13 protein-coding genes are annotated in these 16,044 nt (G+C 65.8%); all 13 read right to left on the bottom strand.

Features of this window, described 5'->3' with window-relative positions; translation table 11 throughout:
- Positions 1 to 83: 83 nt before the first annotated feature.
- Positions 84 to 1,034, bottom strand: coding sequence for an acetyl-CoA carboxylase carboxyl transferase subunit alpha (gene accA / locus BMZ19_RS04335; protein ID WP_090307414.1), 951 nt, complete (start codon positions 1,032 to 1,034; stop codon positions 84 to 86).
- Positions 1,035 to 1,153: 119 nt separating this feature from the next.
- Positions 1,154 to 4,672 (bottom strand): DNA polymerase III subunit alpha, encoded by a 3,519-nt coding sequence (gene dnaE, locus BMZ19_RS04330; RefSeq protein ID WP_090307412.1) that lies wholly within the window; start codon positions 4,670 to 4,672, stop codon positions 1,154 to 1,156.
- A 71-nt stretch (positions 4,673 to 4,743) separates the two neighbouring features.
- Entirely contained in the window at positions 4,744 to 6,168 is a 1,425-nt protein-coding gene (locus BMZ19_RS04325; protein ID WP_090307411.1) for an alanine/glycine:cation symporter family protein, read from the bottom strand.
- A gap of 138 nt (positions 6,169 to 6,306) precedes the next feature.
- Complete coding sequence (gene rnhB, locus BMZ19_RS04320; RefSeq protein ID WP_090307408.1) at positions 6,307 to 6,903, bottom strand: ribonuclease HII; 597 nt, start codon at positions 6,901 to 6,903, stop codon at positions 6,307 to 6,309.
- Positions 6,903 to 8,036, bottom strand: a complete 1,134-nt coding sequence (lpxB, locus tag BMZ19_RS04315) for a lipid-A-disaccharide synthase (protein ID WP_090307406.1) — start codon at positions 8,034 to 8,036, stop codon at positions 6,903 to 6,905. The genes rnhB and lpxB overlap by 1 nt, the downstream gene beginning before the upstream one ends.
- A gap of 4 nt (positions 8,037 to 8,040) precedes the next feature.
- Positions 8,041 to 8,817, bottom strand: a complete 777-nt coding sequence (gene lpxA, locus BMZ19_RS04310; RefSeq protein WP_090307403.1) for an acyl-ACP--UDP-N-acetylglucosamine O-acyltransferase — start codon at positions 8,815 to 8,817, stop codon at positions 8,041 to 8,043.
- Positions 8,814 to 9,254, bottom strand: a complete 441-nt coding sequence (gene fabZ, locus BMZ19_RS04305; protein WP_090307400.1) for a 3-hydroxyacyl-ACP dehydratase FabZ — start codon at positions 9,252 to 9,254, stop codon at positions 8,814 to 8,816. The genes lpxA and fabZ overlap by 4 nt, the downstream gene beginning before the upstream one ends.
- Before the next feature lie 46 nt (positions 9,255 to 9,300).
- The gene (gene lpxD / locus BMZ19_RS04300) at positions 9,301 to 10,359 is read right to left on the bottom strand and encodes a UDP-3-O-(3-hydroxymyristoyl)glucosamine N-acyltransferase (protein ID WP_090307397.1); all 1,059 of its coding nucleotides are present in this window, start codon (positions 10,357 to 10,359) and stop codon (positions 9,301 to 9,303) included.
- Between the two features lie 4 nt (positions 10,360 to 10,363).
- Positions 10,364 to 10,867, bottom strand: coding sequence for an OmpH/Skp family outer membrane protein (locus BMZ19_RS04295; protein ID WP_090307394.1), 504 nt, complete (start codon positions 10,865 to 10,867; stop codon positions 10,364 to 10,366).
- Between the two features lie 45 nt (positions 10,868 to 10,912).
- On the bottom strand, positions 10,913 to 13,258 hold the full coding sequence (gene bamA / locus BMZ19_RS04290; protein WP_090307392.1) for an outer membrane protein assembly factor BamA: 2,346 nt from the start codon (positions 13,256 to 13,258) through the stop codon (positions 10,913 to 10,915).
- Between the two features lie 77 nt (positions 13,259 to 13,335).
- A complete protein-coding gene (gene rseP, locus BMZ19_RS04285; RefSeq protein ID WP_090307388.1) occupies positions 13,336 to 14,688 on the bottom strand; it encodes a sigma E protease regulator RseP in 1,353 nt (450 codons plus the stop codon).
- 16 nt (positions 14,689 to 14,704) lie between these two features.
- The gene (ispC, locus tag BMZ19_RS04280; RefSeq protein WP_090307384.1) at positions 14,705 to 15,889 is read right to left on the bottom strand and encodes a 1-deoxy-D-xylulose-5-phosphate reductoisomerase; all 1,185 of its coding nucleotides are present in this window, start codon (positions 15,887 to 15,889) and stop codon (positions 14,705 to 14,707) included.
- The coding region (locus BMZ19_RS04275) for a phosphatidate cytidylyltransferase (protein ID WP_170847704.1) at positions 15,886 to 16,044 on the bottom strand (159 nt) is incomplete at its 5' end. The genes ispC and BMZ19_RS04275, both read right to left, overlap by 4 nt.

The raw sequence follows: 16,044 nt of genomic DNA, 5'->3' as shown, positions 1-16,044 counted from the left end.
CATGAAGGAGGGACCAAGCAAGAGGATAAGGGCGACAACACCTATCCTCCCCCTCCACCGCAGGCGGGAGAGGGGGCAGCGCATCAGGCCACGCCGTAACTCATCAGGCGCTGATAGCGGCGATCCAGCAGCTCCTTGGTGTCGTACTTGCCGAGCATCTCCAGCTGCTGGTTCAGCGACTGGCGCAGGGTCTCGGCCATCGCGGCCGGGTTGCTGTGGGCACCCCCCAGCGGCTCGGGGATGATCTGGTCGACAATGCCCAGGTTCTTCAGGCGCTCGGCGGTCACGCCCATTGCCTCGGCGGCTTCCGGCGCCTTCTCGGCGGTGCGCCAGAGGATCGAGGCGCAGCCTTCCGGCGAGATCACCGCGTAGGTGGAGTACTGCAGCATGTTCAGCTGGTCGCAGACGCCAATGGCCAGCGCACCGCCGGAGCCGCCTTCGCCGATCACGGTGGCGATGATCGGGGTCTTCAGGCGCGCCATGACGCGCAGGTTCCAGGCGATGGCCTCGCTCTGGCCACGCTCCTCGGCATCGATGCCCGGGTAGGCGCCGGGGGTGTCGATGAAGGTCAGGATCGGCAGCTTGAAGCGCTCGGCCATTTCCATCAGGCGGCAGGCCTTGCGGTAGCCTTCCGGACGCGGCATGCCGAAGTTGCGGCGCACCTTCTCGCGTACGTCACGGCCCTTCTGGTGACCGATGATCATCACCGGCTTGTCGTCCAGACGGGCGACGCCGCCGACGATCGCGGCATCGTCGGAGAAGTGGCGATCGCCATGCAGCTCGTCGAACTCGCCGAAGATGTGCTGGATGTAGTCCAGGGTGTAGGGACGACGCGGATGCCGGGCCAGGCGCGCGATCTGCCAGCTGGTCAGATTGCTGAAGATGCTCTGGGTCAGCGACTGGCTCTTGTCCTGGAGACGGGCAATCTCGTCGCTGATGTTCAACTCGTTGTCGTTGCCCACCATGCGCAGGCCTTCGATCTTGGCTTGCAGGTCGGCGATCGGCTGTTCGAAATCCAGATAATTCGGGTTCATGCAGGCATCCGTGGAGAGCTGGTTGCGGGTCGGCTCATGGAACAAACGCCCGACTTTACGGGATCGGGCGTCGCGGGTCGAGCCACACGAGGTTCCGGGCCAGGGCCTGGAGCACTCGCTTAACGATATTGCAGGAAGACGTTGTCGCGGCCGAACTGGTCACGCAAAGTCTGAATCAGTGCATCGGTCGGGTCGATTCGCCATTGGTCGCCGAACTGCAGCAGGGCACGCGCCTGGCTGCCGCTGTAGTCGAGGGTGAGCGGGCAGGCCCCGCGGTGCTGGCCGCACAGCTCGGCCAGCCAGCGCAGGCGCTCGCCGCGGAGCTGCTCGCCAGCGACCCGCATGCGCAGGCTCTCGGCCAGACCGGTGCGCGCCTCCTCCAGGCTCATCACCCGCTTGGCGCGCAGGCGCAGGCCGCCGGAGAAGTCGTCCATACTCACCTCGCCTTCCACCACCACCAGCGCGTCGGTCTGCAGCAGCGACTGCGCGGCGGCGAACGCTTCAGCGAACAGCGAGGCCTCGATGCGCCCGGAGCGGTCGTCGAGGGTCACGAAGCCCATCTTGTCGCCGCGCTTGTTCTTCATCACCCTCAGGTTGACGATCAGGCCGGCCACGGTCTGGGTGTCGCGCGCCGGGCGCAGGTCATTGATGCGCTGGCGGGCGAAGCGGCGCACCTCGCCCTCGTACTCGTCGATCGGGTGGCCGGTGAGGTACAGGCCGAGGGTTTCCTTCTCGCCGCGCAGGCGCTCCTTGAGGGTCAGCTCGCGCACCTTGCGGTAGTTGGCGTAGACGTCCGCCTCCGGCTCGGCGAACACGCCGCCGAACAGGTCCATGTGCCCGCTGTCGGCGCTGCGCGCGGTCTGCTCGGCCGCCTGCACCGCCTCCTCCATGGCCGCCATCAGCACCGCGCGATTGAGGTCCAGGCTGGCCTGGTAGGCCTTGGGTTCGTCGTGGTAATGGGGACCGAGGCGATCCAGCGCGCCGCAGCGAATCAGCGCCTCGAGGGTGCGCTTGTTGATGCGCTTGAGATCGACCCGTGCGCAGAAGTCGAACAGGTCCTTGAACGGCCCCGCGGCGCGCGCCTCGACGATGGCTTCCACCGGCCCCTCGCCGACGCCCTTGACCGCCCCCAGGCCGTAGACGATGCGCCCGTCGTCGTTGACGGTGAACTTGAACTCGGAAGTGTTGACGTCGGGAGCATCGATGCGCAGCTTCATGCTGCGGCATTCCTCGATGAGGATCACCACCTTGTCGGTGTTGTGCATGTCCGCCGACAGCACCGCCGCCATGAACGGCGACGGATAGTGGGCCTTCAGCCAGGCGGTCTGGTAGGAAACCAGGCCATAGGCGGCCGAGTGCGACTTGTTAAAGCCGTAGCCGGCGAACTTCTCCACCAGATCGAAGATGTTGCCCGCCAGATCGCCATCGATGCCGTTGTTGGCGCAACCCTCGATGAAGCCGCCGCGCTGCTTGGCCATTTCCTCGGGCTTCTTCTTACCCATCGCCCGACGCAGCATGTCGGCGCCGCCGAGGGTATAGCCGGCCATCACCTGGGCGATCTGCATCACCTGTTCCTGGTACAGGATGATGCCGTAGGTCGGCGCCAGTACCGGCTTGAGACCCTCGTACTGGTAGTCGGAGTGCGGGTAGGAAATCTCCGCGCGGCCGTGCTTGCGGTTGATGAAGTCGTCCACCATGCCCGACTGCAGCGGACCGGGACGGAACAGCGCCACCAGGGCGATGAGGTCTTCCAGGCAGTCCGGCTTGAGCTTCTTGATCAGCTCCTTCATGCCGCGCGATTCGAGCTGGAACACCGCGGTGGTCTCGGCCTTCTGCAGCAGCGTGTAGGTCGGCTTGTCGTCCAGCGGGATGAAGTCGATGTTCAGCGGCTCCAGGCCCTTCTTCGCCTGTTCGCGGTTGATCGTCTCCAGCGCCCACTTGATGATGGTCAGGGTGCGCAGGCCGAGGAAGTCGAACTTGACCAGGCCGGCGGCCTCGACGTCGTCCTTGTCGAACTGGGTCACCAGGCCACCGCCCTCGTCGTCGCAGGCGATCGGCGCAAAGTCGGTGAGCTTGGTCGGCGCGATCACCACGCCGCCGGCGTGCTTGCCGGTGCCGCGGGTGATGCCCTCGAGCTTGAGGGCCATGTCCCAGATTTCCTTGGCATCCTCATCGACGGACAGGAAGTCGCGCAGCGGCTCCTCCATCTCGTAGGCTTTTTCCAGGGTCATGCCGACTTCGAAGGGGATCATCTTCGACAGGCGGTCGGCCAGGCCGTAGGACTTGCCCTGCACCCGCGCCACGTCGCGCACCACCGCCTTGGCCGCCATGGTGCCGAAGGTGATGATCTGGCTCACCGCGTTGCGCCCGTAGGCCTCGGCCACGTAGTCGATCACCCGGTCACGGCCGTCCATGCAGAAGTCGACGTCGAAGTCGGGCATCGACACCCGCTCCGGGTTGAGGAAACGTTCGAACAGCAGGTCGTAGGCCAGCGGGTCGAGGTCGGTGATCTTCAGCACGTAGGCGACCAGCGAGCCGGCACCCGAGCCGCGGCCGGGGCCGACCGGAACGCCGTTGTTCTTCGCCCACTTGATGAAGTCCATCACGATCAGGAAGTAGCCGGGAAAGCCCATCTGGATGATGGTGCCCAGCTCGAACTCGAGACGATCGATGTAGACCTGCTTCTTCGCCGCGTAATCCGGCGTGTCCTTGGGCAGCAACACCTCCAGGCGCTCTTCCAGGCCCTCAAACGACACCTGGCGCAGGTAGTCGTCGATGGTCATGCCCTCGGGCACCGGGAAGTTGGGCAGGAAGTGGGTGCCCAGGCGCACCTCGATGTTGCAGCGCCGGGCGATCTCGACGGTGTTTTCCAGCGCCTCGGGCAGGTCGCTGAACAGCTCGGCCATCTCTGCCGGGGTCTTCAGATACTGCTGGTCCGAGTAGGTGCGCGGTCGGCGCGGATCGTCGAGGGTGCGTCCCTCGCCGATGCACACGCGGGTCTCGTGGGCCTCGAAGTCTTCCTGCTTGAGGAAGCGCACGTCATTGGTCGCCACCAGCGGCGCCGCGCAGCGCGTGGCCAGCTCGACCGCCGCGTGCAGGTACTCCTCGTCGTTGACCCGACTGGTGCGCTGCACCTCGAGATAGAAGCGCCCGGGGAACACGCCCTGCCACTCGTGCAGCAGCGCCTCGGCCTCGGCCGGATTGCCGTTGAGCAGCGCCTGGCCGACCTCGCCCTCGCGGGCGCCGGACAGGGCGATCAGTCCCTCGGCCGCCGCCTTCACCCAGTCGCGCTGGATGATCACCAATCCGTTGTGCTGGCCCTCGGTCCAGCCGCGCGAAACCAGCTCGGTGAGGTTGCGGTAGCCGCCGCCATCCATCGCCAGCAGGGTGAGGCGGCTGAGCGGGCCGTCGTCCTCGCGGCTGGCCAGCCAGATATCCGCGCCACAGATCGGTTTGATCCCGCCGCCCATGGCCGCCTTGTAGAACTTGACCAGCGAGCACATGTTGCTCATGTCGGTCACCGCCACCGCCGGCATCCCCGCCCCGGTCACCGCCTTGACCAGCGGCTTGACCCGCACCAGGCCGTCGACCAGGGAGTATTCGGTGTGCACGCGCAGGTGAACGAAGGAGGCAGTCATGGCAATTCCGTGGGGCAGATACGACAAGACCCGGAATTGTACCGGGCCTTGTCGCCGAGGACAGGTGGGTTTCAGCGTTTTCCGTCGCCACCCCAGACTCCCGGCGCGATCTTGCCGCGAATCTCCGGATAGCGACGGGCATCGAAGGTGGGCAGTTGGCCGGCCTTGCGCTGCTCGTTGTAGTCGCGCGCCAGCTTCAGCGCCAGCCCGGAGAGCAGCAAGATGGCCACCAGGTTGGTGATCGCCATCAGTCCCATGGACACGTCGGCAAGATTCCAGACGAACGGCAGCGAGGCCAGCGAACCGAACATCACCATGGCCAGCACCAGCAGGCGAAAGATCAGCAGGCCGGCCGGGTGGTTGTGCTCGAGGAACACCAGACAGTTTTCCGCGTAGAAGTAGTTGGCGACGATGGAGGTAAAGGCGAAGAACAGAATCACCACTGCGAGGAAATAGCGCGCCCAGCCGCCCACCTCCGCCGTCAGCGCGTTCTGCACCAGCGCCGCGCCCTGCGCCTCGCCGACCGGCACGCCGGAGAGCAGGATGATCGCCGCCGAGGCGGTGCAGATCAGCAGGGTGTCGATGAACACGCCGGCCATCTGCACGTAGCCCTGGGACGCCGGATGCGGCGGATAAGGCGTGGCCGAGGCTGCGGCGTTGGGCGCCGACCCCATGCCCGCCTCGTTGGAGAACAGGCCGCGCTTGAAGCCGTTGAGGATCGCCGCGCCCAGACCTCCGGCCGCCGCCTCCTCGAGGCCGAAGGCGCTTTTCACGATGGTCGCCAGCACACCGGGCAACTCGCCGAGGTTCATCAGGATCACCGCCACGGCCATCAGCAGGTAGGCCACCGCCATGAACGGCACCGCCAGCTCGGAGAAGCGCGCGATGGAACGCAGGCCGCCGAAGATGATCAGCCCGGTAAGCAGCATCACTGCCACCCCGGTGATCCAGGTGTCGATACCGAAGGCGCCCTGCATGGCGCCGCTGATGGTGTTGGCCTGCACCGAGTTGAACACGAAGCCGAAGGCGATGATCAGGAAGATCGAGAACAGCACGCCCATCCAGCGCGCGCCCAGCCCCCGCTCCATGTAGTAGGCCGGACCGCCACGGAACTGCCCCTTGTCGTCGCGGATCTTGAATACCTGGGCCAGGGTCGCCTCGACGAAGGCGGTGGCCATGCCGACCAGGGCGATCACCCACATCCAGAAGATCGCCCCCGGACCACCGAGGGTGATGGCCACCGCCACACCGGCGATGTTGCCGGTGCCGACCCGGGCGGCCAGCGAGGTGCACAGGGCCTGGAACGAGGAGATTCCCGAGCTGTCACCGTGGCGACTGCCGCGCAGCACACTGAACACATGGCCGAAATGACGAATCTGGATCAACCCCAGGCGCAGGGTGAAGTACACGCCCGCTCCCGCCAGCAGCCAGATCAGGATCTTCCCCCAGATCAGGCCGTTGAGCAGGTCGACGACCTGATTGGCAATCTCTTGCATACGCACCCCCAACCGCGGCTGGCGGCCAGCTGTCATCGGGCCTGGCCATGGAAGCGGCATCGCCAACGGCAACAGCAACAACGCCGCCGACGACAACCATCGACAGTCAGTGTAGACAGCGGCGAGAGGAAGCCCTGTTCAGTCGTCGAGCAGCGCACGCACCGGCGCAAAGGAGCGGCGGTGGATCACCGTGGGGCCGAGGCGGCGCAGGGCCTCGAGGTGCGCGGGGGTTGGGTAGCCCTTGTGCCCGGCCAGCCCATAGCCGGGGTAGATCAGGTCCAGTTCGGCCATCTCGCGGTCGCGACTGACCTTGGCGAGGATCGAGGCGGCCGCAATCGCCGGCACCTTGGCGTCGCCCTGGATCACCGGCGCGCTGGGTACCGCCAGCTTAGGGCAGCGATTGCCGTCGATCAGAGCCAGCCTCGGCTGGATGTGCAGCCCCTCGACGGCGCGCTGCATGGCCAGGAAGGTGGCCTGGAGGATGTTCAGGCGGTCGATCTCCTCGACTTCGGCACGGCCGATGCACCAGGCCAGCGCCTTGTCGCGAATCTCGTCGAACAGCTTCTCGCGACGCGCCTCGGTCAGCTTCTTCGAGTCGTTGAGCCCCAGGATCGGCCGCAGCGGATCGAGAATCACCGCAGCGGTGACCACCGGGCCGCACAGCGGGCCGCGACCGACCTCGTCGACGCCGGCGACCAGCTCCTCGACCAGGGTGAAGTCCAGTCCCAACTGCATCAGGCGCGCTCCGCCAGTTGCAGCACCGCTTCGGCGGCACGCTCGGAGGCACCACGGCGCAGGGTGCGGTGGATGGCATCGAAGCCCTCGGTCTGCACCTGGCCGTCGTCGAGCAACGGCGACAGCGTCGCGGCCAGGGCCTCGGGGGTCGCGGCATCCTGGATCAGCTCGGGCACCAGCAGGCGCCCGGCGAGCAGGTTGGGCAGCGAAATGTACGGGCTCTTCACCAGACGGCGCAGAATGCGGTAGGTCAGCGGCGCCACGCGGTAGGCCACCACCATCGGCCGCTTAAACAGCAGGGCTTCGAGGGTCGCGGTACCGGAAGCGATCAGCACCGCATCGCAGGCTGCCAGCGCCTCATGGGAGCGACCGTCGAGCAGCATCACCGGCAGCTCGCGCCCGACCAGCATGGCCTCGACCTGGGCGCGGCGTTCGGCATTGGCGCACGGCAGCAAGAAGCGCAGCCCCGGGCGCAGGGCGCGCAGACGCTCGGCAGCATCGAGGAACAGGCTGCCCAGACGCTCGACCTCGCCGCCGCGACTGCCGGGTAGCAGCGCCACCACGCCACCCTGCTCCGGTAGGTCGAGCGCGCTCCGCGCGGCAGCGCGGTCGGCATCGAGGGCGATGGTATCGGCCAGTGGATGGCCGACGAAGCACACCGGCACCTGCTGTGCCTCGTAGAATTGCGCCTCGAAGGGGAACAGGGTCAGCATCAGGTCGCAGGCCTGGCGGATCTTCAGCACGCGCTTCTGCCGCCAGGCCCACACCGAGGGACTGACGTAGTGCACGGTACGGATCCCCGCCTGGCGCAGCTTGAGTTCAACCCCGAGATTGAAGTCCGGAGCGTCGATGCCGATGAACACGTCCGGACGCTCCTCGATCAGGGTGCGGATCAGTCGGCGCCGACGACCGAGCAGTTCGGGCAGGCGGCCGAGCACCTCGACCAGGCCCATCACCGCCAGGCGCTCCATCGGGAAGTACGAGTCCAGCCCCTCGGCCTGCATGCGTGGACCGCCGACGCCGATGAACTGCACATCAGGGTGACGTGCCTTGATGGCCTGCATCAGTCCGGAGCCGAGGATATCGCCGGACGCTTCGCCGGCGACCAGGGCGATCTTCAATGGACGCGTCATGGATTCAGCGGGTGATGCCGCGGGTAGAGCCGCGAACCGAGTCGCAGAACAGCGCCACTTCCGGGTATTGCGCGGCGTCCGCGGCCAGTTCGGCCAGCGCTTCCTCCACGGTCATGCCCTTGCGATAGATCACCTTGTAGGCGCGACGCAGGGCGTGCATCACCTCGTCGCTGAAGCCGCGACGGCGCATGCCCTCGAAGTTCATGCTGCGTGCCTCGGCCGGACTGCCGAACACGGTGACGAAGGCCGGCACATCCTTGCCGATCGCCGTGCCCATGCCGGAGAAGCTGTGCGCGCCGATGTGGCAGAACTGGTGGACCAGGGTGAAGCCGGAGAGGATCGCCCAGTCGCCGACATGCACATGGCCAGCCAGCGCGGTGTTGTTGACCAGAATGCAGTGGTCGCCGATCACGCTGTCATGACCGATGTGCACGTAGGCCATCAGCAGGTTGTGATTGCCGATGGTGGTCTCGTAGCGGTCCTGCACGGTACCGCGATGGATGGTGACACCCTCGCGGATCACGTTGTGATCGCCGATGACCAGGCGGGTCGGTTCGCCCTTGTACTTCAGATCGGGGGTGTCTTCGCCTACCGAGGAAAACTGGTAGATGCGGTTGTGCCGGCCGATCACCGTGGGGCCCTTCACGATCACGTGCGGGCCGATCACGGTACCCTCGCCAATTTCCACGTTCGGCCCGATGATCGACCAGGGGCCGACTTCGACAGTGTCGGCCAGCCTGGCACTCGGATCGATGATGGCGCGAGGGTCGATCAAACTCATTTTTTCTGTTCCGCGCAGATGATCTCGCCCGAGCATACCGCCCTGCCGTCGACGCTGGCCTGGCACTCGAACTTCCACAGGCCGCGCTTGGCGCTGAGGACACGGGCCTCGAGGGTCAGCTGATCGCCCGGGGTCACCGGCGAGCGGAAGCGCAGGTTGTCGGAGCCGACGAACAGATACAGGGTGTCGGCGGCCGCCTTGGCGCCCATCAGACTGAAACCGAGCAGACCGGCCGCCTGGGCCATGGCCTCGATGATCAGCACGCCCGGCATGATCGGATGGCCCGGAAAGTGGCCGTTGAAGAACGGTTCGTTGATGGTGACGTTCTTGTAGGCGCGGACGCGCTTTTCCTCGAGATCCATCTCCACCACCCGATCCACCAGCAGGAACGGGTAGCGGTGCGGCAGGAGTTCGCGAATCTCGTTGATATCCATCATGTTGTGGGGGGCCTTGATCAAAATAGGGAACGCGGGGAAGCACGCATCAGTCATCTGATGCCGCTTCACCGCTGGAGGTCACGACAGCCAGACGCTTTTCCAGCTGCTGCAGGCGCTTGGCCATGTCGTCCAGATGGCGAAGGCGTGCGGCACTCTTCTTCCATTCGGCGGCCGGCTGCATCGCGGTACCCGAGGAGTAGGCCCCCGGCTCGGTGATCGAGCGGGTGACCATGGTCATGCCGGTGACGAACACGTTGTCGCACACCTCGATATGACCCACCATGCCGACGCCACCGGCGATCATGCAGTGCTTGCCGATCTTCGTGCTGCCGGAAATGCCGCAGCAGCCGGCCATCGCGGTGTGGTCGCCGATCTGCACGTTGTGGGCAATCATGATCTGGTTGTCGAGCTTGACGCCGTTGCCGATCACGGTGTCAGCCAGCGCGCCACGGTCGATGGTGGTGTTGGCGCCAATTTCGACGTCGTCGCCGATGCTCACCCCGCCGATCTGGGCAATCTTGACCCACACACCCTTGTCGTTGGCGAAGCCGAAGCCCTCGCCACCGAGCACCGCGCCGGACTGGATGACCACCCGCTTGCCGATATGCACATCGTGATAGAGGGTGACGCGCGGGGCCAGCCAGCCATCCTCGTCGATCACGCTGCGCGCACCGACCACACAGTAGGCGCCGAGACTCACCCGCGCACCGATCCGCGCGCCGGACTCGATGACCACACCGGGACCGACCATGGCACTCGGATCGACCAGGGCATCCTCCGCAACCACCGCACTCGGGTGGATGCCGGAAGTGGCTACCGGCTTGCGGTCGAACAGGTGGGAAAGCTGGGCAAACGCCAGGTAGGGATTGGCCAGCACCAGGGCATTGCCGGCATAGCCTTCCGCGTCCGCCGGGGTCAACAGCACCGCACCGGCCCGGCAGCCGGGCAGGTACTTGCGGTACTGGGCGTTGGCCAGGAAGGTCAGCTGCTGCGGACCAGCCTCCTGCAAGGCGGACAGCCCGCTGATCGGCAGGTCGGCCGGTCCACGCAGTTCGGCGCCGGCACGCTGGGCCAGCTCACCCAAGGTAAATACGCGAGCACTCATGGGATCAACGCAACTGGTTCATGCGCTCGATCACCTGCTTGGTGATATCGAACTGCGGCTTGACCTCGACCACCGCACCGCGTTCGAGCACCAGGTCGTAGTTGCCCTTCTTGATCACTTCCTCGACCGCCTTGTCCAGCTTCGGCTTGAGCTGCTTGAGCATGTCGCGATCGGCGATGGCCTTGGCTTCGTTGAGTTCCTTGGACTGGAACTGGAAGTCACGGGCCTTCTGCTTGAACTCCAGCTCGAGACGCTCGCGCTCGCTGGTGGCGAGCTTCTCGCCGTCCTTCATCAGGCGATCCTGGATGCGCTTGGCATCGCTTTCCAGGGTCTTCAGGCGGGTCAGCTGCGGACCGAACTTCTTCTCCGCATCCACCGCATACTTCTTGGCTGCGTCGGACTCGAGCAGGGCCATTTGATAGTTGAGTACCGCCACCTTCATTTCGGCAAAGGCTGGCATGCTCGCCAGGGCGGCAACAAACAGGACAACTTGGGTCAACTTGCGCACGATGAACTCCTGCTACGAATCGCTTGGATAATCAGCCCGACGGGCTTAGAAAGTTTGTCCCAGGGAGAACTGGAAGACCTGGGTATCGGAGTTCTCGGGCTCCTTGACCGGCATGCCGAGACTGAAGCTCAGCGGGCCGAGGGCGGTCAGCCAGGTCAGGCCGACGCCCACCGAGCTGGCCATGTCGCTCAGGCTCAGATCGCAGCCCACCTCGCCGCGCGCTTCCTGAGCCGCACTGCAGTTGGTATCGAAGGCGTTGCCCACGTCCCAGAACAGTACGGTGCGCAGGGAGCGCTGATCCTTGACGAATGGCATGGGGAACAGCAGTTCGACACCGCCCTGGACCAGGATGTTACCGCCGAAGGGTTGCGGATCCTGATCCGGATCGGCCGCGTTGGGCGTGCTGCGCGGACCCAGACTGTTGTCCTCGAAGCCGCGCACCGAGCCGAAGCCGCCGGCGTAGTAGTGCTCGTAGAACGGCAGGCTGCTGGTCGAACCATAGCTGTCGGCATAGCCCAGGCGGCTATGGAAGCGCAGGGCGTAGTCCTTCTTCCACAGCGGGGCGAAGATCTGCCCGCTGTAGTCGATGCGGTAGAACGACAGGTCGCTGCCCGGCACGGTGACCTCGCCGACCAGGCTCTGCGAGTGGCCGCGATTGGCAAACACGCCGCGGTTGAGGGTCGATTCGGACCAGCCCATCGAGGCCTTGAAGTTGGTGTAGCTATCGCCTTCGGCGGTGATGAACTCGTTGATCTCGCCGACCGTGTAGTCGCCGGGGCTGATCTCGTCCTGCTGGGCCGACAGGCCGTAGGTCAGGCGCGAGGTCTCGCTGATCGGGTAGCCGAGGTTGATGCCGGCGCCGAGGCTGTCCACCGAGTAGCTCGACACATCGACATCGAGGTCGTCGTAGTCGGTGGTGCGGTAGAACATGTTGTAGCCGAGGCTGACGCCGTCCTCGGTCCAGTACGGATCGGTGAAGGCGAAGTTGTAGCGGGTCTGGTACTCGCTGCGGTTGAGACCGATGTTGACCTTGTTGCCGGTGCCGAGGAAGTTGTTCTGGCTGATCGAGCCGCCGAGGATCAGGCCAGCGCTCTGGGCGAAGCCGACACTGGCAGTGATCGAGCCGGAAGGCTGCTCTTCGACGCTGTAGTTGACGTCGATCTGATCGTCGGTGCCCGGCACCTGCGGGGTCTCGACGTTGACTTCCTTGAAGTAGCCCAGACGCTCGAGGCGGGTCTTCGACTGGTCGATCAGGTAGGTCGACGCCCAACCGCCTTCCATCTGGCGCATCTCGCGGCGCAGCACCTCGTCCTCGGTCTTGGTGTTGCCACGGAAGTTGATGCGGTTGACGTAGGCACGCTTGCCCGGATCGACGGCGAAGGTCAGGGACACGGTGTTGTCTTCGTCATGCGGCTCGGGAATGCCGTTGACGTTGGCGAAAGTGTAGCCCTCGTTGCCCAGGCGACGGGTGATCAGCTCGGAGGTGCTGGTCATCACCTTGCGCGAGAACACCTGACCTTCCTGGACCAGCAGCAGCTTGCGCACTTCCTCTTCGGGCACGCGCAGGTCGCCGGCCAGCTTCACCTCGCGGATGGTGTACTTCTCGCCCTCGTCGATGTTGACGGTGACGTAGACGTGCTTCTTGTCCGGGGTGATGGACACCTGGGTCGAGGCGATGTCCATGTTGATGTAGCCGCGGTCCAGGTAGTACGAGCGCAGGCGCTCGAGGTCGCCGGACAGCTTTTCGCGCGAATACTTGTCGTCGTTGCGGAAGAACGACAGCCAGTTGCTGGTGCGCAGCTCGAACAGGCCGGTCAGCTCCTCGCTGGAGAACACCTTGTTGCCGACGATGTTGATGTGCTGGATCGCGGCGACCGAGCCTTCGTTGATCTCGATCTTCAGCGCCACGCGGTTGCGCGGCTGGGTCTCGACCTTGGTCTCGATGGTCGCGGTGTAGCGGCCCTGGGCCACGTACTGGCGCTGCAGTTCGTTGCGCACCCCTTCGAGGGTGGCCTGCTGGAAGATCTCGCCTTCGGCCAGACCCGACTGCTTCAGACCCTTGAGCAGGTCCTCGGTGGCGATGGCCTTGTTGCCCTCGATCTCGATCGCGGAAATCGACGGGCGCTCGACCAGATCGACCACCAGCACATCGCCGTCACGGCCAAGGCGGATGTCCTGGAAAAAGCCGGTCTTGAACAGGGAGCGAGTGGCGTCCACCAGACGACGGTCGTCGACCGCATCGCCGACGTTGAGCGGCAGCGCACCGAACACGCTGCCGGCAGATACCCGCTGCAGGCCGTTGACACGAATATCGGTGATGGTGAAGGACTCGGCGTGAACTTCGGCGGTGATCAGCGCGGCAATTACCGCCGGTAGCAGCAAGCGTTTCATGAAGTCCTTTCTATCTTTTTCAGACTGACTAAAAAGGAACTGCCGCCCCTGGCGGCAGCTCCGCAATACGTAGCAAATTACAATCGGCTGATGTCATTAAACAGCGCGAGGAGCATCAGGCCTACCACCAGGCTGATACCGATCTGCACACCGATTGCCTGCACCCGCTCGGAAAGGGGTCGACCACGCACCCACTCGACCAGGTAGAACAACAGATGCCCGCCATCGAGGACCGGGATCGGCAGCAGGTTGAGCACCCCCAGGCTAATGCTCAGATAGGCGAGGAAGTTCAGGAAATCCCCTACCCCAGACTGGGCCGAAGCGCCGGCCACTTTAGCAATCGTTATCGGGCCGCTCAAGTTTTTTACCGAGAGCTCGCCGAACAGCATCTTGCCGATCGAGTCGAGGGTCATCAGGCTCATCGACCAGGTGCGCTTGACGCTCTCGCCCACCGCAGCCAGCGGGCCGTAACTGACCTCGCGCAGCATCTCGGCCGGCCACTCGCCCCCCTCGACGCCCGCACCGAGGTAGCCCGTGCGCGCCTCGCCCTCACCACGCGCCGCCAGGGTGAGACTCAGCTCGAAGGGCTGCCCATCGCGCTCGACCCGGAAACCGACCCGCTGCCCCGGACGCTCGCGCACCACGTCGACCACCTGCTGCCAGTCGTCCAACGACCGCCCCTCGAGACTCAGCAGACGGTCGCCCAACTGCAGCCCGGCGGCCTGCGCGGGCCCCTCGGGATCGAGATGGGCGAGCACCGGCTCGATCTGCGGACGCCACGGGCGAATGCCCAGCGAACCCAGCGGATCGGGATCCTCGGCCCCCTTGAGCCAGCGACTCAGCACCAGGCTGCGCTCGCTCTCCACCGTCGAGCCCGGCTCCAGCAGGCGCAGGCGCAGACTGCCGGTCTCGCCGAGACGGCGGATCAGCTGCAGGTTGACCTCGCTCCAGCCGGTGACGGCCCGGCCATCCACCGCCAGCACTTCCGCCCCGGCGACCACGCCGGCCTGCTCGGCCAGGCTGCCCGGCGCGATGCTGCCGACGATCGGCCGCACCTGCTGGCTGCCGAGCATGGCGAGAATCCAGAAGAACAGCAGGGCCAGCAGGAAATTGGCGATCGGCCCGGCCGCCACTACGGCGAAGCGCTGCTTGACACTCTTGCGGTTGAACGCCTGTTCGAGCAACGCCGGCGGTACGTCGCCCTCGCGCTCGTCGAGCATCTTCACGTAGCCGCCCAGGGGAATGGCCGCGATGACGAATTCGGTGCCGTGACGGTCATGCCAGCGCAGCAGCGGCGCGCCGAAGCCCACCGAGAAGCGCAGCACCTTGACCCCGCAGCGGCGTGCCACCCAGAAGTGGCCGAACTCGTGAAAGGTGACCAGCACGCCCAGTGCAACCAGGGTGCCGACAATCATGTACAGCGCGCTCATCGGGAAACCTCGGGGCTCAATGCCCGTAGCGGACCAGCCAGTCCTGCGCGACGGCGCGCGCCTGCGCATCGGCCTGCAGCACGTCGTCCAGCTGTTGGACCGCGATAGCGGAAATACGGTTCAGCACCGCCTCGATCATCCGGGCAATCTCGTCGAAACGAATGCGTCCGTCAAGGAAGGCCGCCACCGCCACTTCGTTGGCCGCATTGAGCAGGGCCGGTGCCGTGCCGCCCGCCTCGGCCGCCTGACGGGCCAGCTTCAGGCAGGGAAAACGCCGCTCGTCGGGCGCCTCGAAATCCAGCCGGGCGATGGCGAACAGGTCCAGCGGCGCCACCCCGGAATCGATGCGCCGCGGCCAGGCCAGGGCATGGGCGATCGGGGTGCGCATGTCGGGATTGCCGAGCTGGGCCAGCACCGAGCCGTCGACGTAGTCGACCAGCGAGTGGATCACGCTCTGCGGGTGGATCACCACCTCGACCTGGGCCGGCCGCGCATCGAACAGCCAGCAGGCCTCGATCAGCTCCAGCCCCTTGTTCATCATGCTCGCCGAGTCGACCGAGATCTTGCGCCCCATCGCCCAGTTCGGGTGGGCGCAGGCCTGCTGCGGTGTCGCTTCGGCCAAGCGCTCCAGCGGCCAGTTGCGAAACGGACCACCGGAGGCGGTGAGCAGGATGCGCCGCACGCCAACCTGACCCAGACCGCGGGCATAGTCGCCGGGCATGCACTGGAAGATCGCGTTGTGCTCGCTGTCGATCGGCAGCAGCACGGCGCCATGCGCCTGCACCGCCTGCATGAACAGCGCGCCGGACATCACCAGCGCCTCCTTGTTGGCCAGCAGCACGCGCTTGCCGGCCTGCACCGCGGCGAGGGTCGGCTTGAGGCCGGCAGCACCGACGATGGCCGCCATTACCGCATCCACCTCGGGATGCGCGGCCACTTCGCACAGGCCCTGCTCGCCGACCAGCACCCGGGTATCCAGACCGTTCGCCTCCAGCGCCGCCTGCAGCGGCCGCGCCGCCTCGGCCGTCGGCACCACCGCGAAGCGCGGACGGTGCAGCAGGCACAGGCGCTCCAGCTCGACCAGCCGGCTGAAGCCGGTCAGGGCGAACACCTGGTAGTCATGGGGATGACGGGCTATCACATCGAGGGTGGACAGGCCGATCGAGCCGGTCGCTCCCAGTACGCTTATCTGCTGTTTCACAAACTACCCCAGCCGTGCAGCCAGAGCAGCACGGCGAACATCGGCACCGCCGCCGTCAGGCTGTCGATGCGATCGAGCACGCCGCCGTGCCCCGGCAGCAGGTTGCTGCTGTCCTTGATGCCGGCCTGGCGCTTGAACATGCTCTCGGTCAGGTC

Origin of the sequence: Pseudomonas linyingensis (assembly GCF_900109175.1) — a bacterium.
Lineage (GTDB): Bacteria > Pseudomonadota > Gammaproteobacteria > Pseudomonadales > Pseudomonadaceae > Geopseudomonas > Geopseudomonas linyingensis.
Note: the sequence above shows the minus strand (reverse complement) of the source record. Positions and strands in the feature narration are given on the sequence as shown.

Coding starts and splice junctions, on each gene's coding strand:
- accA (WP_090307414.1), bottom strand. CDS start 1,034: ATGAACCCGAATTATCTGGATTTCGAACAGCCGATCGCCGACCTGCAA.
- dnaE (WP_090307412.1), bottom strand. CDS start 4,672: ATGACTGCCTCCTTCGTTCACCTGCGCGTGCACACCGAATACTCCCTG.
- BMZ19_RS04325 (WP_090307411.1), bottom strand. CDS start 6,168: ATGCAAGAGATTGCCAATCAGGTCGTCGACCTGCTCAACGGCCTGATC.
- rnhB (WP_090307408.1), bottom strand. CDS start 6,903: ATGCAGTTGGGACTGGACTTCACCCTGGTCGAGGAGCTGGTCGCCGGC.
- lpxB (WP_090307406.1), bottom strand. CDS start 8,036: ATGACGCGTCCATTGAAGATCGCCCTGGTCGCCGGCGAAGCGTCCGGC.
- lpxA (WP_090307403.1), bottom strand. CDS start 8,817: ATGAGTTTGATCGACCCTCGCGCCATCATCGATCCGAGTGCCAGGCTG.
- fabZ (WP_090307400.1), bottom strand. CDS start 9,254: ATGATGGATATCAACGAGATTCGCGAACTCCTGCCGCACCGCTACCCG.
- lpxD (WP_090307397.1), bottom strand. CDS start 10,359: ATGAGTGCTCGCGTATTTACCTTGGGTGAGCTGGCCCAGCGTGCCGGC.
- bamA (WP_090307392.1), bottom strand. CDS start 13,258: ATGAAACGCTTGCTGCTACCGGCGGTAATTGCCGCGCTGATCACCGCC.
- rseP (WP_090307388.1), bottom strand. CDS start 14,688: ATGAGCGCGCTGTACATGATTGTCGGCACCCTGGTTGCACTGGGCGTG.